This window comes from Arthrobacter sp. R3-55, from assembly GCF_054161505.1.
Genome location: NZ_CP096423.1, coordinates 3,112,058 through 3,132,984 on the forward strand (window position 1 = coordinate 3,112,058; position 20,927 = coordinate 3,132,984).

The 20,927-nt window shown below is 62.7% G+C and carries 20 protein-coding genes; 8 read left to right on the plus strand and 12 right to left on the minus strand.

Going from position 1 to position 20,927, the window contains the following annotated elements:
- The first annotated feature begins 19 nt into the window (after positions 1-19).
- Genes M1D51_RS14400 through M1D51_RS14410 form a run of 3 tightly spaced genes read left to right on the plus strand, consistent with a single transcriptional unit; the run spans position 20 to position 3,015 of the window.
- Positions 20-1,216: a Gfo/Idh/MocA family protein gene (locus tag M1D51_RS14400; protein ID WP_458106969.1), complete on the plus strand. Its 1,197-nt coding sequence runs from the start codon at positions 20-22 to the stop codon at positions 1,214-1,216.
- A 9-nt stretch (positions 1,217-1,225) separates the two neighbouring features.
- Positions 1,226-1,927, plus strand: a complete 702-nt coding sequence (locus M1D51_RS14405; protein ID WP_172325541.1) for a ThuA domain-containing protein — start codon at positions 1,226-1,228, stop codon at positions 1,925-1,927.
- Positions 1,912-3,015, plus strand: coding sequence for a Gfo/Idh/MocA family protein (locus M1D51_RS14410; RefSeq protein WP_458106970.1), 1,104 nt, complete (start codon positions 1,912-1,914; stop codon positions 3,013-3,015). The genes M1D51_RS14405 and M1D51_RS14410 overlap by 16 nt, the downstream gene beginning before the upstream one ends.
- 102 nt (positions 3,016-3,117) lie before the next feature.
- Here the strand turns inward: M1D51_RS14410 and M1D51_RS14415 are convergent, their stop codons facing one another.
- From M1D51_RS14415 to M1D51_RS14445, 7 genes are all read right to left on the minus strand, one after another.
- The gene (locus M1D51_RS14415; RefSeq protein ID WP_458106971.1) at positions 3,118-3,963 is read right to left on the minus strand and encodes an HpcH/HpaI aldolase/citrate lyase family protein; all 846 of its coding nucleotides are present in this window, start codon (positions 3,961-3,963) and stop codon (positions 3,118-3,120) included.
- Positions 3,964-4,026: 63 nt separating this feature from the next.
- The gene (locus tag M1D51_RS14420; RefSeq protein ID WP_172322122.1) at positions 4,027-4,512 is read right to left on the minus strand and encodes a MaoC family dehydratase; all 486 of its coding nucleotides are present in this window, start codon (positions 4,510-4,512) and stop codon (positions 4,027-4,029) included.
- On the minus strand, positions 4,509-5,261 hold the full coding sequence (locus M1D51_RS14425) for a CoA transferase subunit B (protein ID WP_458106972.1): 753 nt from the start codon (positions 5,259-5,261) through the stop codon (positions 4,509-4,511). The genes M1D51_RS14420 and M1D51_RS14425 overlap by 4 nt, the downstream gene beginning before the upstream one ends.
- Entirely contained in the window at positions 5,258-6,076 is an 819-nt protein-coding gene (locus M1D51_RS14430) for a CoA transferase subunit A (RefSeq protein ID WP_458106973.1), read from the minus strand. The genes M1D51_RS14425 and M1D51_RS14430 overlap by 4 nt, the downstream gene beginning before the upstream one ends.
- Before the next feature lie 20 nt (positions 6,077-6,096).
- Complete coding sequence (locus M1D51_RS14435) at positions 6,097-7,260, minus strand: acyl-CoA dehydrogenase family protein (RefSeq protein WP_458106974.1); 1,164 nt, start codon at positions 7,258-7,260, stop codon at positions 6,097-6,099.
- On the minus strand, positions 7,257-9,410 hold the full coding sequence (locus M1D51_RS14440) for an ATP-binding protein (RefSeq protein ID WP_458106975.1): 2,154 nt from the start codon (positions 9,408-9,410) through the stop codon (positions 7,257-7,259). Before M1D51_RS14440 ends, M1D51_RS14435 begins: the two co-directional genes overlap by 4 nt.
- Before the next feature lie 2 nt (positions 9,411-9,412).
- A complete protein-coding gene (locus M1D51_RS14445; protein WP_458106976.1) occupies positions 9,413-11,023 on the minus strand; it encodes a carboxyl transferase domain-containing protein in 1,611 nt (536 codons plus the stop codon).
- A 140-nt stretch (positions 11,024-11,163) separates the two neighbouring features.
- On the opposite strand from M1D51_RS14445, the gene M1D51_RS14450 reads away from it, so the two are divergent.
- Positions 11,164-11,796, plus strand: a complete 633-nt coding sequence (locus tag M1D51_RS14450) for an SACE_7040 family transcriptional regulator (protein ID WP_458106977.1) — start codon at positions 11,164-11,166, stop codon at positions 11,794-11,796.
- A 53-nt stretch (positions 11,797-11,849) separates the two neighbouring features.
- Here the strand turns inward: M1D51_RS14450 and M1D51_RS14455 are convergent, their stop codons facing one another.
- Positions 11,850-13,628 (minus strand): alpha/beta fold hydrolase, encoded by a 1,779-nt coding sequence (locus M1D51_RS14455; RefSeq protein ID WP_458106978.1) that lies wholly within the window; start codon positions 13,626-13,628, stop codon positions 11,850-11,852.
- Positions 13,625-14,224 (minus strand): TetR/AcrR family transcriptional regulator, encoded by a 600-nt coding sequence (locus tag M1D51_RS14460; protein ID WP_458106979.1) that lies wholly within the window; start codon positions 14,222-14,224, stop codon positions 13,625-13,627. Before M1D51_RS14460 ends, M1D51_RS14455 begins: the two co-directional genes overlap by 4 nt.
- A 221-nt stretch (positions 14,225-14,445) precedes the next feature.
- Here M1D51_RS14460 and M1D51_RS14465 point away from each other — a divergent pair, with 221 nt between their 5' ends.
- A complete protein-coding gene (locus tag M1D51_RS14465; RefSeq protein WP_458106980.1) occupies positions 14,446-15,318 on the plus strand; it encodes an NAD-dependent epimerase/dehydratase family protein in 873 nt (290 codons plus the stop codon).
- A 78-nt stretch (positions 15,319-15,396) separates the two neighbouring features.
- Here M1D51_RS14465 and M1D51_RS14470 read toward each other — a convergent pair whose 3' ends face one another.
- From M1D51_RS14470 to pdhA, 3 genes are read right to left on the minus strand one after another with little or no spacing between them, the layout of a single operon-like run.
- A complete protein-coding gene (locus tag M1D51_RS14470; RefSeq protein ID WP_458106981.1) occupies positions 15,397-16,752 on the minus strand; it encodes a dihydrolipoamide acetyltransferase family protein in 1,356 nt (451 codons plus the stop codon).
- The gene (locus tag M1D51_RS14475; protein ID WP_172322132.1) at positions 16,749-17,759 is read right to left on the minus strand and encodes an alpha-ketoacid dehydrogenase subunit beta; all 1,011 of its coding nucleotides are present in this window, start codon (positions 17,757-17,759) and stop codon (positions 16,749-16,751) included. Before M1D51_RS14475 ends, M1D51_RS14470 begins: the two co-directional genes overlap by 4 nt.
- Positions 17,759-18,928 carry a pyruvate dehydrogenase (acetyl-transferring) E1 component subunit alpha gene (gene pdhA / locus M1D51_RS14480; protein ID WP_458106982.1) on the minus strand — a complete coding sequence of 390 codons (1,170 nt, stop codon included), beginning with the start codon at positions 18,926-18,928 and terminating at the stop codon, positions 17,759-17,761. The genes M1D51_RS14475 and pdhA overlap by 1 nt, the downstream gene beginning before the upstream one ends.
- Positions 18,929-19,123: 195 nt before the next feature.
- Here pdhA and M1D51_RS14485 point away from each other — a divergent pair, with 195 nt between their 5' ends.
- The 3 genes from M1D51_RS14485 to M1D51_RS14495 all read left to right on the plus strand — a co-directional run bounded on the left by M1D51_RS14485 (position 19,124) and on the right by M1D51_RS14495 (position 20,922).
- Positions 19,124-19,594: an Lrp/AsnC family transcriptional regulator gene (locus M1D51_RS14485; protein WP_172322152.1), complete on the plus strand. Its 471-nt coding sequence runs from the start codon at positions 19,124-19,126 to the stop codon at positions 19,592-19,594.
- Positions 19,595-19,975: 381 nt separating this feature from the next.
- Entirely contained in the window at positions 19,976-20,386 is a 411-nt protein-coding gene (locus tag M1D51_RS14490) for a hypothetical protein (RefSeq protein WP_458106983.1), read from the plus strand.
- 128 nt (positions 20,387-20,514) lie between these two features.
- Positions 20,515-20,922 carry a DUF4383 domain-containing protein gene (locus M1D51_RS14495; protein ID WP_011774231.1) on the plus strand — a complete coding sequence of 136 codons (408 nt, stop codon included), beginning with the start codon at positions 20,515-20,517 and terminating at the stop codon, positions 20,920-20,922.
- The last annotated feature ends 5 nt before the right edge of the window (positions 20,923-20,927 follow it).

Here is a 20,927-nt window from a genome sequence, read left to right on the forward strand (position 1 = left end):
CAAGCAGAAAGGACTTCCGATGACAGATCCTCAACCCTTGCGCGTGGGGATGGTGGGCTATGCCTTCATGGGCGCCGCCCATTCCCATGCCTGGCGTACCGCGCCACGCTTCTTTGACCTTCCCATGGTTCCGGAACTGACCGCTGTGGCTGGCAGGAACGAGGAAGGCGTGCGGGCAGCAGCCGGCAAATACGGCTGGGCCTCCACCGAGACTGATTGGCGCCGCCTGATCGAGCGCGATGACATCGACCTCATCGATATCTGCACTCCCGGCAACACCCACGCCGAAATAGCCATTGCTGCCCTTGAGGCAGGCAAGCACGTCCTGTGCGAGAAACCTTTGGCCAACTCTGTGGAGGAAGCCGAAAAGATGACGCTGGTGGCACAGGCTGCAGCCGAACGCGGGGTTTTGTCCATGTGCGGCTTCAGTTACCGGCGCACGCCCGCTTTGGCACTGGCCAAACGGATGGTGGACGACGGCCGCCTGGGCCGGATCAGGCATGTCCGCGCCCAGTACCTCCAGGACTGGCTCAGTGACGCCGATGCGCCGCTGACCTGGCGACTGGATAAGTCCAAGTCAGGCTCCGGTTCACTCGGCGACATCGGCGCCCACAGCATCGACGCCGCACAGTGGATCACGGGACTAAACATCACCGGGGTATCAGCGCTGCTGGAGACGTTCGTGAAGGAGCGCCCGGTGGGCGGCGATTTCGTGGGCCTGGGCGGTCACGGTGGCGCAGATGGTCCGCGCGGTCCCGTGACCGTGGATGATGCTGCCCTGTTCACCGCCCGTTTTGAAGCCAAGCACGACGCCGGTGCTGACGCCGGCCCCATCGGCATCTTCGAAGCCACCCGTTTCGCCTTGGGGCGCAAAAACGCCATGCGCTTGGAACTCAACGGCACCAAGGGATCCCTTGCCTTCGATTTTGAGGACATGAACTCCCTGCAGTTCTACGATTCCGCGCTGGAACCGGATGCAGGCTTCCGCAAAATCATGGTCACCGAGCCGTCCCACCCCTACACCGGCAACTGGTGGCCTACCGGCCACGGGCTGGGCTACGAGCACGGCTTCACCCATCAGGTGGTGGACCTGGTGAACGCCATCGGCGCAGGCGAGCAGCCCTCGCCGTCGTTCGCTGATGCCTTACAGGTCCAAAAGGTTCTGGCCGCAGTGGAATCGAGCGCGGACAACTCAAGCCGTTGGCAAAAAGTCTGAAAGGAAAACATGACAAGCAAGAACAAAACTGCACTGGTGGTTCGAGGCGGTTGGGACGGCCACCAACCGGTGGAGGCTACCGAGCTGTTCATTCCCTATCTCAAGGAGAACGGTTACGACGTCCGGGTAGAGGAATCCGCCAAAATCTACGCTGACTCGGACTACATGGATGGCGTGGACTTGATTGTGCAATGCATGACCATGACCACCATCGAGAAGGATGAATTCGAGGGCCTGCGGGCCGCCGTTGAAAAGGGCACCGGCCTGGCCGGTTGGCATGGCGGCATCGCTGATTCATACCGCAACAATTCCGATTACCTGCACTTGATCGGCGGCCAGTTTGCCTGCCATCCCGGCAAGCATGCTGACGAGCGGATCGGCGAGCAATCGGACAACTACGTCCCGTACACCGTGAACATGCTGCCCGCGGCGGCCGGGCACCCCATCACCGAAGGGATCGGCGACTTCGACCTCGTCACAGAGCAGTACTGGGTCCTGTCCGACGACTACATCGACGTCCTGGCCACCACCACCCAGAAGGTCCGGGAGTGGGACCCGTGGAACCGTGAAGTCACTTCCCCGGCCATCTGGACCCGACAGTGGGGCAAGGGCAAAATCTTCGTGTGCACCCCGGGCCACCGCGTGGAAATCCTTCAGGACACCAACGTCCGCACCATCATTGAAAGGGGCATGCTGTGGGCAAGCCGCTGAATGTGGGAGTGATCGGCTGTGGCGCCATCATTGCCCAATACCTGGCCAACTTCCGCAAGCTGGAATCGATCAACCTTGTGGCCGTCGCGGATCTGGACCCCGCCAGGGCGCAGGCCGTTGCCGACTCCTACGACGGCGTTCGGGCTTTGGATGTGGACGGGCTCCTCACCGCTGAGGACGTGGACCTGGTCCTGAACCTGACCATTCCTGCGGCCCACGCCGACATCGCGTTGAGGGCCATCGCCGCCGGCAAGTCCGTTTACGGCGAGAAGCCGTTGGCTGCCACGACGGCCGAGGCTCGGGAAGTCCTTGAGGCTGCCGCGGCGGCGGGAGTCGTGGTGGGCTGCGCCCCGGACACCGTGCTGGGGACAGGAATCCAGACGGCACGCAAAGCGATCGACGACGGCCTGATCGGCGCTCCTGTTTCCGCAACAGCCACCATGGCCACACCGGGCCACGAGCGGTGGCATCCAAACCCCGATTTCTACTACCAGCCAGGTGGCGGACCCCTGCTGGACATGGGCCCATACTATGTCTCGGCACTGGTCACCTTGCTGGGGCCCGTGGTTTCAGTGGTGGGCGCGGCCAGCCATACCCGCAGCGAACGCACCATCGGCTCGGGACCAAGGGAAGGCCAAAAAGTCCCTGTGGACATCGACTCCCATGTCACCGGGGTCCTGGTGCACGCCTCGGGAGCCCTGTCTACGCTGTTCATGAGCTTCGACGCCGTCAAGACCAAAAGCCCCAACATTGAAATCCACGGAGAAACGGGATCCTTGATAGTCCCGGACCCCAATCATTTTGACGGCGACGTGCAGTTGTTCGCCCTTGGCGCCGAGGATTGGAAAACACTCCCCGTTTCAGCCGGCTACGTGGATGCGGGGCGTGGCTTTGGCATCGCCGACCTCGCCGCGACTCCCGCCGGGCAAGAACCACGGGCCGGCGGCCAACTGGCTTTCCACGCCTTGGAGGTCATGGAATCCGTGCTGGAATCCGCCAGGAACGGACAGGCGGTAGCCATCAAGAGTACGGCCTACCGGCCCCCTGTGGTTGAACTGACCGAACTCACGACGCCGGTACGCGCCTAGCGCTCCGGATGCCCGCCGAGTTGCCGGTTAACACCCATGTTGGGCGGAAACATGGGTGTGAACTGGCAACTAGCGGGTGCTGTGCCCTCAGACGCGGTGCCCTTAGACGCGGTGCCCGGCCCGGCGCAGTGTTGCTTGGGCGTGTTTGAGGATGGGTCCGTCGATCATCTTGCCCTTGAACTGGAACACACCCGTACCCGCGGCAACTGCGGCCGCCAGGAGTTCATTGGCTTGGGCTACGGTTTCGGGAGCCGGTGCGTAGGCTTCACGCACTACTGCCACCTGGTTGGGGTGGATGCAGGCCTTAGCTCCGAAGCCACTGGAAACAGCGTCCCTGGACTCTGCCAGGAGGCCTTCAAGGTCAGGGATGTTCACGTACACCGAGTCGATGGCTTCCTTGCCGGCGGCCTTGGCGGCAAGCAGCACGGCGGACCGTGAGTGCAGTGCGACAGCCCGGTAACCGCCGTCGTCGTTCCTGCTGGAGAGGCCCCCGAGTGAGGCCAACAGGTCCTCGGCGCCCCACATGAGCGCTACGACGTTTGGTTGGGCTGCGATTGCGGAGGCGTTGACAATGCCTGCTGCGGTTTCGCAGAGGGCGATGACCTGATACCCGGCCAAGGCGTTCAGTTGCTCCGCACTCTCTGCCTTGGCCAGCATGACGGTCCGGTAGGGCGTCCTTGCCAAGGCTTCAAGATCGAGCTCGAATTCAGGGGTCCCCGCGGGGTTGACCCGGACAATAGTCGCTTCCGGCTGCAATTCCCCGCTACGGGCCTGTTCGATAATCGCTTCGCGGGCCGCCGGCTTGTCCGCCGGGGCTACGGCATCTTCGAGGTCCAGGATGACGGTGTCGGAGCGGTCAGCGGCCTTGCCGAAACGTTCCGGCCGGTCCGCAGGGCAGAACAGGAGGGCCGGGCCCATGGTGAAGGGGGTGGTGTCGGAGGAGGGCATGGAGATCCTTGCTTCTGGGTGCTGAAACTTCTCACGAGGATGGTGTCGGACTGGAGCCGGGGCCTAGGGCTGCGCTGCGTGCGCTTCCTTGGTCCACATCAGGCAGGTCCGGGTAGCCAGGGCAACCACAGCGCCGTCCTGGTTACGGCCGGTATGCTGCATGGTCACCACGCCCTGACCCGGGCGGGACGACGACAACCGTTTTCCCGTGATCACCGTCTCCGTATACAGGGTATCGCCGTGATAGAGCGGGTGCGGAAAGGTGACATCCGTCAGGCCCAACTGCGCGATGATGGTCCCCTGCGTCAACTGGGTCACGGACTGCCCCACCATGGTGGACAGGGTAAACATGGAGTTCATCAGGCGCTGCCCAAACGGCTGCCCGGAACTCCAGGCGGCGTCCAAGTGCAGCGCCTGCGTGTTCATGGTCAGGGTGGTAAAGAGGACGTTGTCCGTCTCGGTGACGGTGCGCCCGGGTTTATGGGCATAGATGACGCCCTCTTCAAGTTCGTCGAAATAGAGTCCGCGCTGCTCCACTACCCGCGTCATACAGTGAGCTCCTGGTCTTCCTCGAACAGTTCGGCACCGGTAGCGGCCAGGACGTCCTCGAGGGTGACGTTGGGAGCCATCTCACGGAGAACCAAGCGCGGGCCGCCCTCGTCCTTGACGACGTCGATGACCGCCAAGTCAGTGATGATCCGGTCCACGCACCCCTTGCCGGTGAGCGGCAAGGTACACTCCTGGACAATTTTCGGGCGGCCGTTGCGGTCCACGTGCTCCATCATGACAATGACCTTCTTGGCGCCGAAAACGAGGTCCATCGCACCGCCCATGCCCTTGACCATCTTGCCGGGGATCATCCAGTTGGCCAGGTCACCGTTCGCTGCCACTTCCATCGCGCCCAGGACGGCAACGTCCACGTGCCCGCCCCTGATCATGCCGAAGGACGATGCCGAGTCGAAGAACGCGGCGCCGGCGTTGGTGGTGACCGTTTCCTTACCGGCATTGATGAGATCCGGATCGATCTTGTCCTCGGCGGGGTACGGACCAACACCGAGGATGCCATTCTCGGAGTGGAGAATGACCTCCACACCCTCCGGGATGTAGTTGGGGATCAGCGTGGGCATCCCTATGCCGAGGTTCACGTATTGCCCGTTGGTGAGTTCCCGGGCAACGCGGGCGGCCAGTTCGTTGCGGGTCCAGCCTTTGGCCTCATGATGTTCGACGTCGGCGCGCCGGTACTCGTGCCGGACAGCTTCCGGGCGGGGCGGGATGTCGTGGTAGGAATTGTCGGTCATCGTTCCGCTCCTGACTGGCTAGTACCCGACGGGCCTGCTGCCGGCCGGCTGTCTCCCGAAGTGGGGGTCAGCGCCACGGTGCGTTTTTCTATCCGCTTCTCACTGGATGCTGCCACCACCACCCGCTGGACGAAGATCCCCGGCGTATGGATGTGCTCCGGATCAAGCTCGCCGGGTTCCACCAACTCCTCGACCTCGGCGATGGTGGTCCGTGCGGCCATGGCACAGAGGGGGTTGAAGTTCATGGCTGTCGCGTGGAAAACAAGATTTCCGTGCCGGTCGCCCTTCCAAGCGTGGACCAAGCCGAAGTCAGGTGTCAGGGACTCTTCCAGCACATAGTCCGCGTCATTGAAGGTGCGCACTTCCTTAGGCGATGAGGCCAGCGCAACGTTGCCGTCGGCGTCGTACTTTTGCGGGAGCCCGCCTTCGGACACCTGGGTTCCCACCCCGGCTTTGGTGTAGAAGGCGGAGATGCCGGCACCGCCGGCCCGCAGCTTCTCGGCCAGGGTGCCCTGCGGAGTGAGGACCACTTCCAACTCCCCCGCCAGATACTGCCGCGCAAATTCCTTGTTCTCGCCGACATACGAGCTGACGGTCCGGCGGATGCGCCCATCCTTGAGGAGAATGCCAAGGCCCCAGTCATCCACGCCGCAGTTGTTGCTGACCGTCTCAAGATCGGTGGTGCCTTGACGGTGGAGGGCATCGATCAGGGAAACGGGAATACCGCATAAGCCGAACCCTCCGACGGCGAGCGAGGCACCATCCGGGATGTCCCTCACCGCGTCCGCGGCGCTGGCAACAACCTTGTCAATCATCCTTGATCCTTCCCCTACGGTTACAGACCCAGCTCGCGGGCGATGAGCATCAACTGGACCTCGGTGGTGCCCTCCCCGATTTCAAGGATCTTGGAGTCGCGGTAATGCCGTGCCACCGTGAATTCGTTGATGAAGCCATAGCCGCCGAACACCTGGGTGGCATCCCGCGCGTTGTCCATGGCTGCCTCGCCTGCGACCATCTTAGCGATGGCCGCTTCGGTCTTGAACGGCTTGCCCGCAAGCATCCGGGAGGCGGCGTCGTAGTAGGCAAGGCGGGCGGTGTGGGCCCTGGCCTGCATCCTGGCGATCTTGAACTGGATGGCTTGGTACTTGCCGATGTTCTGCCCGAATGCGCTGCGTTCCTTGGCGTACTTCACGGACAAATCCACGCACCCCTGGGCTGCACCGGTGGCCAGCGCAGCGATGGCAATGCGGCCCTCGTCAAGGATGGACAGGAAGTTGGCATAGCCCCGGCCGCGCTCGCCCAAAAGGTTCGCTTCAGGAACGCGGACGTTGTCCAACGTGAGCGGGTGGGTATCGGAGGCGTTCCAGCCCACCTTGTTATACGGCTTCTCCGCCGTGAAACCGGGCGTGTCCGTAGGCACCAGGATGGTGGAGATTTCCTTCTTGGTACTGCCGTCGGCGTTCTCCTTGTGGCCCGTGACGGCCGTGACGGTGACCAGTGTGGTGATGTCCGTGCCGGAGTTGGTGATGAATTCCTTGTTGCCGTTGATCACCCATTCACCGTTGTCCAGGTGGGCGTTGGTCTTGGTGCCGCCGGCATCCGAACCGGCCTCGCGCTCGGTCAGACCGAACCCGGCAAGGGAACGTCCCGACGCCAACTGCGGCAGCCACTCTTCTTTCTGCGCGTCCGTCCCGAAACGGTATACGGGCATGGCACCAAGGGACACCCCGGCTTCGAGCGTAATGGCCACCGACTGATCGACGCGTCCCAGCTGCTCCAGGGCCAAGGCAAGGGCGAAGTAGTCCCCTCCCATCCCGCCAAACTCCTCCGGGAAGGGCAGGCCGAACAAGCCCATCTCCCCCATCTGCTTCACAACCTCGTAGGGAAAGCTGTGCTCTTCGTCGTGCTTGGCCGAAACCGGTGCAACAACCTCGTCGGCGAACTCGCGGACGGAGTCGCTCAGGTCCTGGTATTCCTCGTTAAGGTCAAACGTGCTCATCGCTGGACTTCCTCGTCTGTGCTGGTGCTGTCTACGTGAATGGTGGCGAGCACCTGGTCCGCTTTGACCAGGTCCCCGGGCTTGCTGGTGAGGTGAACGGTTCCCGCGACGGAGGCCACCAATTGGTGCTCCATCTTCATTGCTTCCACGGCCAGCAGGGCTTGGCCTTCCTCGACGGTCTCGCCATCGGATACGGACACCGAAACCACTGTTCCCGGCATCGGCGAGCGCACTTCCGGGTCCGCTGCCCCGTCTTCGCGCTGGATGCCTGCAAGGATGCGTCGCAAACGTTCGGCCCGGCTCAGAACCTCGAGCCTGCAGGACCAGCCGTTGCTGCCGACGTGGATTTCGCGGGGATCACCCGCCCCCAGGCCAACCGCGAAGGTGAGCAGTCCGCCGTCGAACTCCATAGCGATGCTGTTGGCGCTGCGGTCCGCCACCCTCACCGGGACCGGATTCCCGCCGTCGATCGATGCCGTCATGGCAGAGCCTTCTTCGGTGACGGACACCGTGGTGACTCCTCCGCCCGGAACACCAAAGGTGGCTTTCCACGCGCCCTTGGTACCTATACGCCAGGAGTCCGGGGATGCCCAGGCATTCCCTGCCAGCGTGGATCCGGTACGTTCCAGCCACAGGGTGAGCGCAGCGGCGATCAGTTCGCCGGGTCCGGCGTGCCGGAACTCCATGGTCGGCAGCCTGCGTTCAATCAGTCCGGTGTCGAGCTGACCGGCACGGACCTCGGGATCATTGATCAGCAGCCGCAGATATTCAACGTTCGTGTCCACCCCCAGCAAGGTGTACCGGCCAAGTGCGCCGTCCAGGGTATCCAGCGCCGCTTCCCTGTCCTCGCCCCAGGCAATGACCTTGGCCAGCATGGGATCGTAGTCCCCCGTGATCTCCAGCTTGTCCCGCATGGCGGAGTCGATCCGCACATGCGCATGCGCCGGTTGCTGCCCTGAAACGATCGCATCCCCGGCGCCCTGCTCTGCGAGCACCACGATCCCGCCCATCGAGGGCATGAAGTTCCGCTCAGGCACTTCCGCGTAGACACGCGCCTCCACGGCGTGGCCCTGAAGAACGACGTCGGACTGCGCCAGGGTGAGCATCTCACCGGCGGCGATCCTCACCTGCCATTCCACGAGGTCGATGCCCGTGACCATCTCAGTAACGGGATGCTCCACCTGCAACCGGGTGTTCATCTCCATGAAGAAGAATTCGTCGGGGTGCTCGTCGGAGACCAGGAACTCGACGGTTCCGGCGCCGCTGTAGTTGACCGAACGCGCCGCGTTGCAGGCCGCCTCACCGATGCGGGCCCTTTGCACAGCCCCGTCCGGTAGTGATTCAAAGAGTGCTGAGGGGGCTTCCTCAATGACCTTCTGGTGGCGTCGTTGGAGTGAACACTCCCGCTCGCCCAGGTGGATGACGTTGCCGTGGTTGTCGGCCAGGACCTGGACCTCGATGTGCCGGGGGGCGCGGATGAGCCGTTCCAGGAAGAGGGTGTCATCGCCAAAGGCCGATGCTGCCACACGCCTGGCCGTCACCAGCGTGGAGGCCATGTCCTCGGCTCGTTCCACCACGTGCATGCCTTTGCCGCCACCGCCGGCGGAAGGCTTGATCAGCAAAGGGAACCCGACTCCCGGCGCCGCCTCGATCAGTTGCTGGTCGGTAAGTCCTGGCTGTGCGATGCCTGGAACGCAGGGGACGCCGTAGGCCATCACATGGTTCTTGGAGCGGATTTTGTCGCCCATGACGTCGATTGCACCAATGCCCGGCCCGATGAACGTGATGCCGGCGGCATCCAGTGCCTTGGCGAACTCCACATTTTCGGACAGGAAACCGTAACCCGGGTGGACAGCTTCCGCTCCGCTGCGACGGCAGGCGTCGATGATGGCCTCGATCTTCAGGTAGCTTTCCGCGGGCGCCGTCCCACCAATGGCGACGGCGGTATCGGCCAGGGCCACGTGCTTGGCATCTTTGTCGGCGTCGGAGTACACAGCGACGGAACGAAGGCCCATTTCTTTCAGGGTATGGATGACGCGGCACGCGATCTCGCCCCGGTTGGCAACCAGGACGGCGCTGAAGGTTCGCTTCTCTGCTGCCGGACCGGACGCTGTGGTGGCTGGTGCCGTGGTTGTTGTTGGCAGGGTCATGGTCACATCCTGAAAAGGCCGAAGGAGGTCTCGGGCAGTTGTTGGCGGGAGACGACGTCCAGGGCCATCCCCAGGACACGCCGCGTGTCAGCGGGATCGATAATGCCGTCGTCCCACAATCGCGCGGTGGAGTAGTAGGGACTTCCCTGGTCCTCATATTGCTGCTTGATGGGAGCCTTGAAGGCTTCCTCGTCCTCGGCGGACCATTCCTGTCCGGCCGCTTCGTACTGATCCCTTTTGACAGTTGCCAGGACACTGGAGGCCTGGTTTCCACCCATCACGGAAATACGGGCCGCCGGCCACATCCACAAAAACCGTGGCGAGTAGGCCCGGCCGCACATGGAGTAGTTGCCGGCACCGAAGGAACCTCCAATGACCACCGTCAGCTTGGGCACACGGGCCGTAGCTACCGCGGTGACCATTTTGGCGCCGTTCTTTGCGATGCCGCCTTGCTCGTAGTCCTTGCCTACCATGAAGCCGGAGAGGTTCTGCAGGAAGATCAGCGGGATGCCGCGCTGATCGCAGAGCTCGATGAAGTGGGCGCCCTTCAAGGAAGATTCGCTGAAGAGGACGCCGTTGTTGGCCACGATCCCCACCGGATGGCCGTGCAGGTGCGCGAACCCTGTCACCAGCGTGGTCCCGTAGTTCTTCTTGAACTCATGGAACTCTGAACCGTCCACCAGCCTTGCGATCACTTCGCGGACGTCATACTGGGCGTTCACGTCAGTGGGAACCACGCCGTAGATCCCGGAAGGGTCCACGACGGGCGGCAGGACGACGTCGGTCACCTCCCATGCCGGCTGCGCCGGCTTCGGCAGGGTGGCCACGATGTCCCGCACGATCTCCAATGCGTGCTGGTCGTTCTCGGCGAGGTGGTCCGTAACGCCGGAAATCCTTGAATGGACATCGCCGCCGCCCAACTCCTCGGCAGTGACGATCTCGCCAATGGCCGCCTTTACCAAGGGAGGGCCACCCAGGAAGATGGTGCCTTGGTTCCGGACGATGACGGTCTCATCGCTCATGGCCGGCACGTAGGCGCCACCGGCCGTGCACGATCCCATGACGGAGGCGATCTGGGGGATCTTCGCGGCTGACATTTTTGCCTGGTTGTAGAAGATCCTGCCGAAGTGCTCCTTGTCCGGGAAGACCTCGTCCTGCTTGGGCAGGAATGCCCCGCCGGAATCGACGAGGTAGATGCAGGGAAGTTTGTTCTCCAAGGCGATCTCCTGGGCCCGGAGGTGCTTCTTCACGGTCATGGGATAGTAGGTGCCGCCCTTGACGGTGGCGTCATTGGAGATCACCAGGACGTGGCGGCCATGGATGAGGCCGATGCCTGCAATAACGCCTGCACCCGGGGAATCGCCGTTGTACATGCCGTTCGCAGCCAACGGTGCGATCTCCAGGAAGGGGCTGCCGTCGTCGAGCAAGTAGTCGATGCGTTCGCGCGGCAGTAACTTTCCGCGGGCGATGTGCCGCTCACGCGATGTGGCAGGGCCCCCGAGGGCCGTCGTCGCCAAGCGTTCCCGCAGTTCTGCCACCAGGGCCAGTTGTGCCTTGTGGTTGGCTTCGAAGGTGCCACCGACCGTTCCCGTCAAGTTGGAAATTGTCTCCATTGACCCCTGTTCCATTCCCGGCCACAGGCCATTTCGGTTAGTGCCACGTAACTGAAATTTAGGTTAGTCTTTATTAACTGTGATGTCCAGCACAGCCGGTCCCGCAAGTGTGGGGTTCGGACTGGGGCCGAGGAGGAAAAGTGACCGGAGGTCCGGAAGCAAGCAACAACGGCACCCGCATGGCTCCCACGCAACGCGGCCAAGCAAAGGAACTCCGCAGAATGGCCCTGTTGTCAGCTGCTGCAGGACTCTTTGCCGAGAACGGATTCACCCGAGTGTCCCTTGAGGACCTCGGCGCCGCAGCGGGAGTCAGCGGCCCTGCTGTGTATCGGCATTTTCCGGGCAAGCAAGCCGTCCTCGGAGAGCTGCTGCTCAGCGTCAGCCGGGACTTGCTGGAGGGCGGATTGCGGGTGGTGTCCGAATCCGAGGATCCGCTGGCCGCACTGAAGGGGTTGATCAGGTTCCAGGTTGACTTCGCCCTCAGCAACCCTGACGTCATCCGCGTCCAGGACCGGGACTTCGGAAGCCTCAGCGACGCCGACCAGGCAGAGGTGAAGACCCTCCAGCGCAGTTACGTTGAAACCTGGGTGGACGTCCTTGGCCGGATCCATACCGACGCCGATGTTCCCGGCCTCCGCGTCCGTGCCCATGCAGCCTTTGGATTGATCAACTCCACGCCCCACTCGGTTCGGCACCACGGCAGGAAGATTGCCGTGAAGTCGGCCAGGCCCATCCTGGAACAGATGGCGCTGGCTGCCCTTACTTCAGAGTGATCGCCACGTCCCATTGCCGGATCACAGACGGCGGGGCTCCCCGTCCACTCGGGCTATCCCTTGATCAGAGCTACCAGATCACCACTATGGGTCAGTTGCGGATGGTGCCCGGCACCCGGTACCGAGATCAGCTCAATATTCGGAACCGACCTGAGCTGCTCCATCGCTTCCGGGGCCAGGGGGTCATCACTTCCCGTGATGATGCGGACCGTGCCGGTGAATCGCCCCAGCGCTTCCCGGAGTTCGGTGCGCCACGGCTTCGATCCCGCAAGGGCGAGGTGCTTGGCTACCCTCGCGGCGCTGCCTCGCTTGAGATCGCCCACACTGGACTCCAAAGCAGCAGCGCTCGCTCCTGATCCGGTGAGTTGCTGCGACAACCGCACAGGGTTCGCGTGCCGCAGGTAGGCCGATACGAGCTGCCGCGGCCTGGCCCGCATCGGGACTTGGAGGAAGAAGGGCGCAATCAGCGTGAGGGACTTGACGCGGGCCGGGAGCCGGTCAGCGGCCATTACCGCCGCAGCCGCACCGATCGAATGGCCGATGAGGTCAGCCGGTTCCGGACCCAACACTGCGGGCAGCCATTGTTCCCAGTCCTGAACACCCGTTCCGCCGCTGAGGCCAAGACCGGGCAGGTCGACCACACGCGCACCGATGCCTGATGCCACGCCTGCCCATGTGTCTGCGTTGACCGGCAAGCCAGGAAAAACCACCCTGCTGGAGTTGGCTACGCCGAGCTCGAATGTCCTCACGCCGCCAACGTGGACAATTCGACGACCGTGATCGGTGACGGTGCCAAACCGATATGCATCCAGGTGGTCGGCCCATCGCTCCAGGGATACCAGCACATCCGGCATCGGGATCCCATGCTTATGCGCAAACTCGATGGCCGAATCCGTTGGATAGCGATCGGCGGACATGAAGGTCAACGTTTCGGGATCTGCCTTGGTGATCCACTGCGGGAGCCGCCTGATGACGCCGATCGGCATCCTGACCCCCGGAACCTTGACACCGAGGTGACGTCCGACGTGGGTGAGCAGATCTGCCAATGGCGGGGTGGCGTCGTCGAGAATCCAATAGGCCTGGCCTGCTGCGGCCGGGTCCACCGCTGCAGCAGACATAAAGGCCGCAAGGTAGTCCACCGTGATGACCGGGAGGAACGTCTTGTGGTTCCCAGGCAGTGCGGCGACGCCACCGTCCCGGATCTGCCCGATGGTGGTGGCAAGCCCGATGAGCTGGTCCGACTCACCGGTCACGCTGTGGCCGATCACGCTGGCCGGGTTGACGATGGTCCAGGGGACCCCGCGCTCCAGCGCCAGGGCCTGGAAGACGGCGTCGGATTCCACCTTTGAGGCCTCGTAGGCGCCCAGTTCCTGGTAGACCGCAGTGCGGTGGTCCTCTGACCATGGAACAGTCGCAGGGTCCTGCCCGCCGACGCGGTACCCGGACACGTGGACAACACGCTGCAGCTTGGGCAGGCCCGCTGCGAAGTCAATCAGCTTCTCAACAATGCCTACGTTCGAGCTGCGCGCCTCCTGCGCGGTCATTCCAAATCGATAGGAGCCGGCGCAGTTGTGGATCTCGGTGATGAACGGGAATGCCGAAGGACCGCCGGCAATGATCTCCGGAGCATCGAAGTCAACGATCTCAGTACTGATACTCCGTGTCAGTCCATGCTCCCGGAGCCATCGCTGGACACGCTCTCCGGAACCGGCGGTCCGAACTGCCGCAGTGACGTTGGCACCAGCTTCAGCCAGGGACAAGATGAGATGCCGGCCCACCAATCCCGAAGCTCCGAAGACCAAGGCATGGCGCGATTCTTGGTGCGGTGTCATCGCATCCCGCCAACAGGCTTGCAGCGCTGGTCAATGAGATCCGCCACGACGTCAGCGGCCGAGACCAGGGGCTGGGTGCTCTGCATGGCGCGCGAGACGATCACCGCTCCCTCGATCATCGATACAACGACTGTTGCCAGTGAACGTGCTTCAGCGGCGCCAACACCATTGGCCTCCAGGAGGGCGGATGTCGGGGCGATCCATGCCTCGAAGGCAGCCGCGCACGCCCGCCTCAGCCGCTCGCTCTCCGCGCCCATCTCCAAGGTGACGACGGAGACGGGGCAACCCAGCCGGAAGTTGCTCTCGCTGACAATGTCAGCCAAGGCTTCAATCGTGGCGCGGGCAGCCCCGGCCGCGCTGCCTGCGGACACTGCAGCCTCTGCGATAAGTGTTTCGAACTGCTTCGCAGCGAGCTCGACCGCTGCGACGCCCAGCCCCTCCTTACCTTCGGGAAAGTGGAAGTACATCGACCCCTTGGGTGCTGAGGCGTGCTCGATCACGGCGTTGAGCCCCGTGCCGCTGTAGCCGCTGGTCTGGATGAGTTGCAGCATGGACTCCGCCAGCCGCGCTTTTGTCAGGTCCCCTTTTATTGCCATGACAAAAATAATAGACCAGTCTATATATTTTGCAAAATACTGAATGCCATTCGTGCAAGCCGCCCGCGGGCCACTGGGGAGTTCCCCTATGCCTAGGACTCCCAGGGCCAGCTTCGGAGGCTGTTTTCTGACGGCGCTCCGCCTAGGCTGAAACCGGGACCCTGGCCAAGCCGCAGGCGAAACAGCAGGGTCAGCGACCGCTCAACGCAAAGGAGAACCCCATGAAGATTGCCGTGACGGGCGGAAGTGGAAAACTGGGTAGGAGCGTGGTCCGGCGGCTCACGCAGGATGGCCACCAAGTGCTCAATATGGACCGCGCCGGAACCCGCGGCAAGGGCTACGTCAACGTGGATCTGCGCAGCTACGGGCAGGTCATCGACGTCATCCTGGGCTTGGATGACCAACATGACGGGCTGGACGCCATTGTCCACTTGGCAGCCATTCCCGCTCCCGGGCTGGCCCCGGACGCCGCGGTCTTCGAGAACAACATGCTCTCCAGCTACAACGTGTTCCAAGCCGCACGCAGGGCCGGCATCAAAAAGGTGGTCTACGCGTCCAGCGAGACTGTGCTGGGACTCCCCTTCGAGATCGCCCCTCCCTACATTCCTGTGGATGAGGAGTATGCGGCACGACCGGAAAGCACGTACTCGCTGGTCAAGCACCTCGAGGAGCAGATGGCCATCCAACTGACGCGATGGGATCCGGAACTGAGCATCACGGCGTTGCGGTTCTCCAACGTCATGGACCCCGAGGACTATGACTCCTTCCCGTCCTTCGACTCCGACGCGACGCTCCGGAAATGGAATCTGTGGGGCTACATCGACGCCCGCGACGGCGCCCTTGCCGTAGTCCGGGCCTTGGAACACTCAGTACCCGGGTTTGAGACCTTCATCATCGCCGCGGCCGATACCGTGATGAGCCGAAGCAGCGCCGGGTTGGCGGCGGAAGTCTTCCCCGGCGTCGAGGTCCTCAAGGAACTGGGCGAGCACGAAACCATGCTGTCCATCGATAAGGCGCGCCGGCTCCTGGGCTTTGAACCCGAACACAGCTGGCGGAACGTCCATTCCAACCGCACCACCCCCACCGAAGACTGACGCGCGACGACCCACCCCTTATCTGCAGTTTCCCGCAAGCACTCGTAAAGGGGTGGGCCGCCGCAGCTTCAGTTTCCGCTAGATCATGGTCATGACCATTGCGGGATCGGCCAGAATGGCGCCAAGATCCGCCAGGAACCGTGAACCTTGTTCGCCGTCGACCAAGCGGTGGTCGAAGGACAGGCTGAGGGACATCACCTGACGGACGGCAAGTTCGTCATTGACCACCCACGGCGCCTTTCGTACAGCACCCAGGGCAACAATGGCAGCTTCACCCGGATTCAGGATGGGTGTTCCGGCATCAATGCCGAACACGCCAATGTTGGTGATGGAGATGGTCCCGCCGGACAGCTCGGCCGGGGACGTTTTGCCGGCCCGGGCGGTATCAGTCAGTTCGGTCAGGGCTGCAGAAAGCTCACGCAGCGTGAGGCGGTGGGCGTCCTTGATGTTCGGCACTGTCAAGCCTCGCGGCGTTGCCGCGGCGATGCCCAAGTTCACGTAGTTGAACTGGACAATCTCCTGGGCCGCCTCATCCCAGCGTGAATTCAGCGACGGGTTGTTCCGCAGCGCCACCAGGACAGCCTTGGCGGCAATGGTCAGCGGCGTCAGCTTGTAGCCCTCGAACGCCCGGTTCCCCTTAAGCCGGGCCAGCAACTCCATGGTTGCCGTGACGTCGACGGTCAGGAACTCCGTCACGTGCGGGGCAGTGAAAGCGCTTTGGACCATGGCCGCGGCCGTGAACTTCCGGACACCCTTGATCTGCGTGCGCGTTTCCCGCTCGCCTTCGGCACGGGAAACCTGGGTCTCCGCCGGAGCTTCCGCTGCCCCGGAGAAATTCTGGACATCCTCGCGGGTGATGAGCCCGCCCGGTCCGGTGCCGGAAACGTGTTCGAGATCGATTCCGAGGTCGCGGGCCAGCTTGCGGACCGGTGGCGTTGATCGTGGACGCTCAGAGTCTCCGGTTTCTGCGGTAGGCGGCGCTGCCGGCGCGGAAACCGCCGGAATGCCGGGCGCTGGTGACTTGGTTTCCTGGATCTGGCCGCGGGCACGCCGTGCAGGGCGACCTGAATGTTCGACGACGGCGCCGTACCCCACCAAGTTGGGCTCACGTTTCGCGGGGCTCCCCACAGGTTCCGCGGCAGCCGCGGCGGTAGCCGTGGCACCCCCGTTGGAGGACCCGGCGTCGTCAACCTCGAACGACACGATCGGCTTGCCGACCTCCACCACGGTGCCGGGCTGCTCGTGAAGTTCTGCCACCACTCCTGCAAATGGAGAAGGTAACTCAACAACCGCCTTGGCAGTTTCCACCTCAGCAATGACCTGGTTCAAGGCAACAGTGTCCCCCACCGCCACCTTCCAGCTCAGGATTTCCGATTCCGTCAGGCCTTCGCCCAGGTCCGGCAGCCTGAATTCCTTGATCATGGTGGCGGTCATCCTTCCAGTCCACTCAGCGAGTTGGGGCGGCCCAAGGCGCGATCGACGCCGTCGAGGATTCTGTCCAGATCCGGCAAGTGGTGCATTTCGAGCTTCGAATACGGGTAGGGAACATCGAAGCCGGTGATACGCACCGGGGCGGACTCCAAATAGTGGAAGCACCGCTCGGTGATGCTGGCAGCGATCTCGGCGCCGAGGCCACCGGATTGGCCGGCCTCGTGGGTGATCACCAACCGACCTGTTTTGCGAACCGAGGCTTCCACCACCGGATAGTCCACCGGGGCCAAGGAGCGGAGATCGATCACTTCCACCGAAATGCCTTCGTCAGCTGCCGCCATGGCAGCATCCTTGGCTGTTTTCACCAGTGGACCGTAAGCCACCAGCGTCACGTCCGAGCCGGCGTTGACCACAGCAGCCTTGTCCAATGGAAGCGCCCGAGCAAGGTCCAAGGCCTCATCCACATCGCCTTTGTCGTGATACCGACGCTTGGGCTCGAAGTAGAGGACAGGATCATCGGACGCGATCGCCTGTTGGATCATGGTGTAAGCATCCTGCGGATTGGACACTGCCACGACGCGGAGACCGGAGGTATGGGTGAAGTAGGCCTCGGGTGACTCTGAGTGGTGCTCGGGCGAGCCGATACCCCCACCGAAGGGAACGCGGATGGTGATGGGCATCTTGACCCGCCCCTGCGTGCGGTAGTGCATCTTGGCTACTTGGCTGACGATCTGGTCGAATGCCGGATAGATGAAGCCGTCAAACTGGATTTCGCACACTGGACGGTATCCGCGGTAGGCAAGTCCCACAGCGGTGCCGATAATGCCCGACTCAGCCAAGGGCGAATCGATCACCCGGTGCTTGCCAAAATCTTTCTGGAGTCCGTCAGTGACGCGGAAGACGCCACCCAATGCCCCAATGTCCTCACCCATGAGGACCACTTTGGGATCGTTTTCGAGTGATTTCCGGAGGCCGGCGTTGATGGCCCGGGCAAACGTGAGCTTGGACATCAGAGTGCACCTTCCTCGACCGACTGGTTGAAACTGTTCAGGTAGCGCGAGTAATGGTCTTTCTGGCGCTCGATCCAGGAATTGGGCGTGCTGTAGACGTGGTTGAAGACGTCCAACGGTTGCGGGTCCGGCAGCCCGATGCAGCTGGAACGCAGCTCCGCCGCCACCGCATCAGCCTTGGCCTTGACCCGGGCTTCGACGTCCTGGGTGAGCAGGCCTTTGGCTTCGAGGAGTTTGCGCAGCCGAAGGATGGGATCCTTGCCGGCCCAATCTTCCAGCTCGATGGGGTCACGATACCGGGTGGGGTCATCGGCAGTGGTGTGCGGACCCATACGGTAGGTGACCGCCTCAATGAAGGTGGGTCCCCCTCCCTTGCGGGCCCTGTCCAAGGCCACACGAGTAGCAGCCATCACAGCGAGCACATCATTGCCGTCCACCCGGATGCTGGGGATCCCGAATCCGGTGGGCCTGTCTGCCAGCTGCACGTGAGACTGTATCCGGACCGGCTCGGAAATGGCCCAGTGGTTGTTCTGGCAGAAGAACACCACGGGAGCCTGGTAGCTTGCGGCGAACACCATGGCCTCGTTCACGTCGCCTTCACTGGTGGCACCATCGCCAAAGTAGGCCAGCACCGCCGTGTTGGCGCCATCGAGCTGGACTCCCATGGCATAACCGGTGGCGTGCAGGCTCTGGGATCCAATGATGATTTGGGGCGTCGCCAGATTGATGCGCTGCGGGTCCCACCCATAGGAGGCGTTACCGCGCCAAACGCGGGCGATCTCGGCGAGGTGCGCGCCCCGAACATAGGCCACGCCGCTTTCACGGTAGCTCGGGAAGACGAAGTCGTCATCGCGGAGTGAGCGGCTGGAGCCGATCTGAGCCGCTTCCTGGCCGAGGAGCGGTGGCCACAGGGCCAACTCGCCCTGACGCTGGAGCGCCGTAGCTTCGGCATCAATGCGGCGGATAACTGTCATGTCCTCATACAAGGAACACAGTTGCTCATCTCCGATGTCTTTGACCCAAACATCGAATTCCGGGTGGCTGATCCGCTCGCCATCCGGGGACACCAACTGGAGCAGATTGCCACCAGTCCTCAAGGGATTTTGTGCACTATGTCCCGGGCCCGGAGTGTCATGGTGCACTCCCTTGCCCGCCTGATCCGTCAACACAGGTGATCGCAACCTTCCGGCTCGTTTTCGTCGGCGCTGGCTGGACTTGTGATCCTGCCGCAGACCGGCCCTCCGGCACCTTCGCCGGAGTTAATTGTGACCCTACTCACAACGCGCATCGGGTACAACCACTCTTCCGCAGATTGAGCATTCTGCCCTGTTTCAGGCGTCCCCACCGTGCTAATCTTGCGCATTATGCAACCCTTGGATGGCACTGATACCCGGCTCCTTTCCGCCATGGCGAAGGACCCCCGGGGGACAGTAGTGGCCCTCGCGCAAAAGCTGGGCTTATCCCGAAATACCGTGCAAGCGCGCATGGCCCAACTGGAGAAGAAGCACGCTTTCCTGTCCTTTGAGCGGAGGATCAATCCGGCCGCGCTCGGCTATCCGCTGACAGCGTTCATCACAGTCCACGTCCAGCAGCAAAAGCTAGCAACCCTGGCACAGGACCTGGCGGACATTCCGGAAATCCTCGAAGGCTTTGGCCTTACCGGTTCGGCAGATCTGCTCTTGCGTGTTGTTGCCCTGGACGCGGAGGACCTCTACCGGATCAATGGAAAAATCCTCGGCTGCGACGGCGTGGAACGTACCGATACAGCACTGGCAATGCGCGAGATGATCCCTTACCGGGTCCAACCGCTGCTGGGAAGACGCTCCGGGGGCTGAAAGTCCGTCCTCGCCTGCTTCGGTTGCGAGGCGGTACTTGCCGGTTGAACCTGCATGCGATTGGATGCAAGTGGACGTCCCGGGGGCCGGCAAGAGGACCCCGGCCATGTGGTGGCGCTGCCGAAGGCTGCTGAAAGGGGCACTACCGTGAGCAACCCGCAAGAACCCAACCAGCCGCATTCCTACCATCCAGGTCCGCATCAACCTGAGCCCAACTACACAGGCCAGAACCCACCGCCGGTTCCGCCCGCACCAGGGTATCCCCCTCAGGCCGGCCCTGCACCGCAGTGGCAGCAACAGGGGCAGAATGCATACGCCCAGGGCCAAAACCCCTATGCGCAGGGCCAATTCAACCAACCACCTCCCCGAAAGAACCGGAAAGTGCTGTGGATTGTCCTCAGCATCGTTGCCGGCGTCATCGTGCTGGCAGTAGTGGGTGTGCTGGTGCTGGTCAACCTCGTGGGCAATGCAACGTCCAAGGCCAGGTCCTTGGCGGACGAATTCACCAGCCTGGTGGTCTCAGGCCAGACAGAGCAGGCTTACGAGAACTACTTGAGCCAACCGCTCAAGGACGAACTGGACAAGGACTCGTTCATGGACGGCATTGCCAGCTTGGAACTGGACAGCTCATGCAAGCCGAACTACAACTCCGTGAACGTGAACAACAACAACGGCAATAACAAGGCTGATCTTTCCGGGACTTTGCAGTGCGACGGCAAGACCATAAATCTCCAGTACGTCTTCGAGGGAACCAACGACCTCAAAATGAGCAGCATCCGGCTCCGCCCGTAATTCCAGGAAGAAATTTCCGCCCTACCACCCATCCACCTGCGCATATGGTCCGAATCACTGCTTGAGAGCCCCGGCCGGGGCTCAGCAGGAAGGCCGGGACATCCGGCCACCACCGGAAGGTTCGGACCATGCGTACTTCGCCCAATCGCCTGATCGCCACCATCTTCGGAGCTGTCTACCTCTTGGTAGGCGTGCTCGGATTCTTTGTCACCTCGGGAATCGGCTTCTTCGCCACCGAGGGAGCCAACCTGATCATTTTCGCCGTGAATCCCCTCCACAACATCATCCACTTGGCCATCGGCGCAGCTCTTCTCTATGCAGGCATGAACAGCGTCACCCTCTCCAAGTCCGTCAATACGGCGGTTGGCGGCGTCTACCTCCTGGTGGGCATCCTTGGACTCTTCCTGGTGGGTTCCTCGCTGAACATCATCGCCCTCAACGGCGCTGACAACGTCCTGCACCTCGCCAGCGCCGTTGTCCTGCTGGGTGTCGCGCTGTCTCAGGACAAGGCCGCCGTAGCTTCCGCCCGCGCCTGATCACC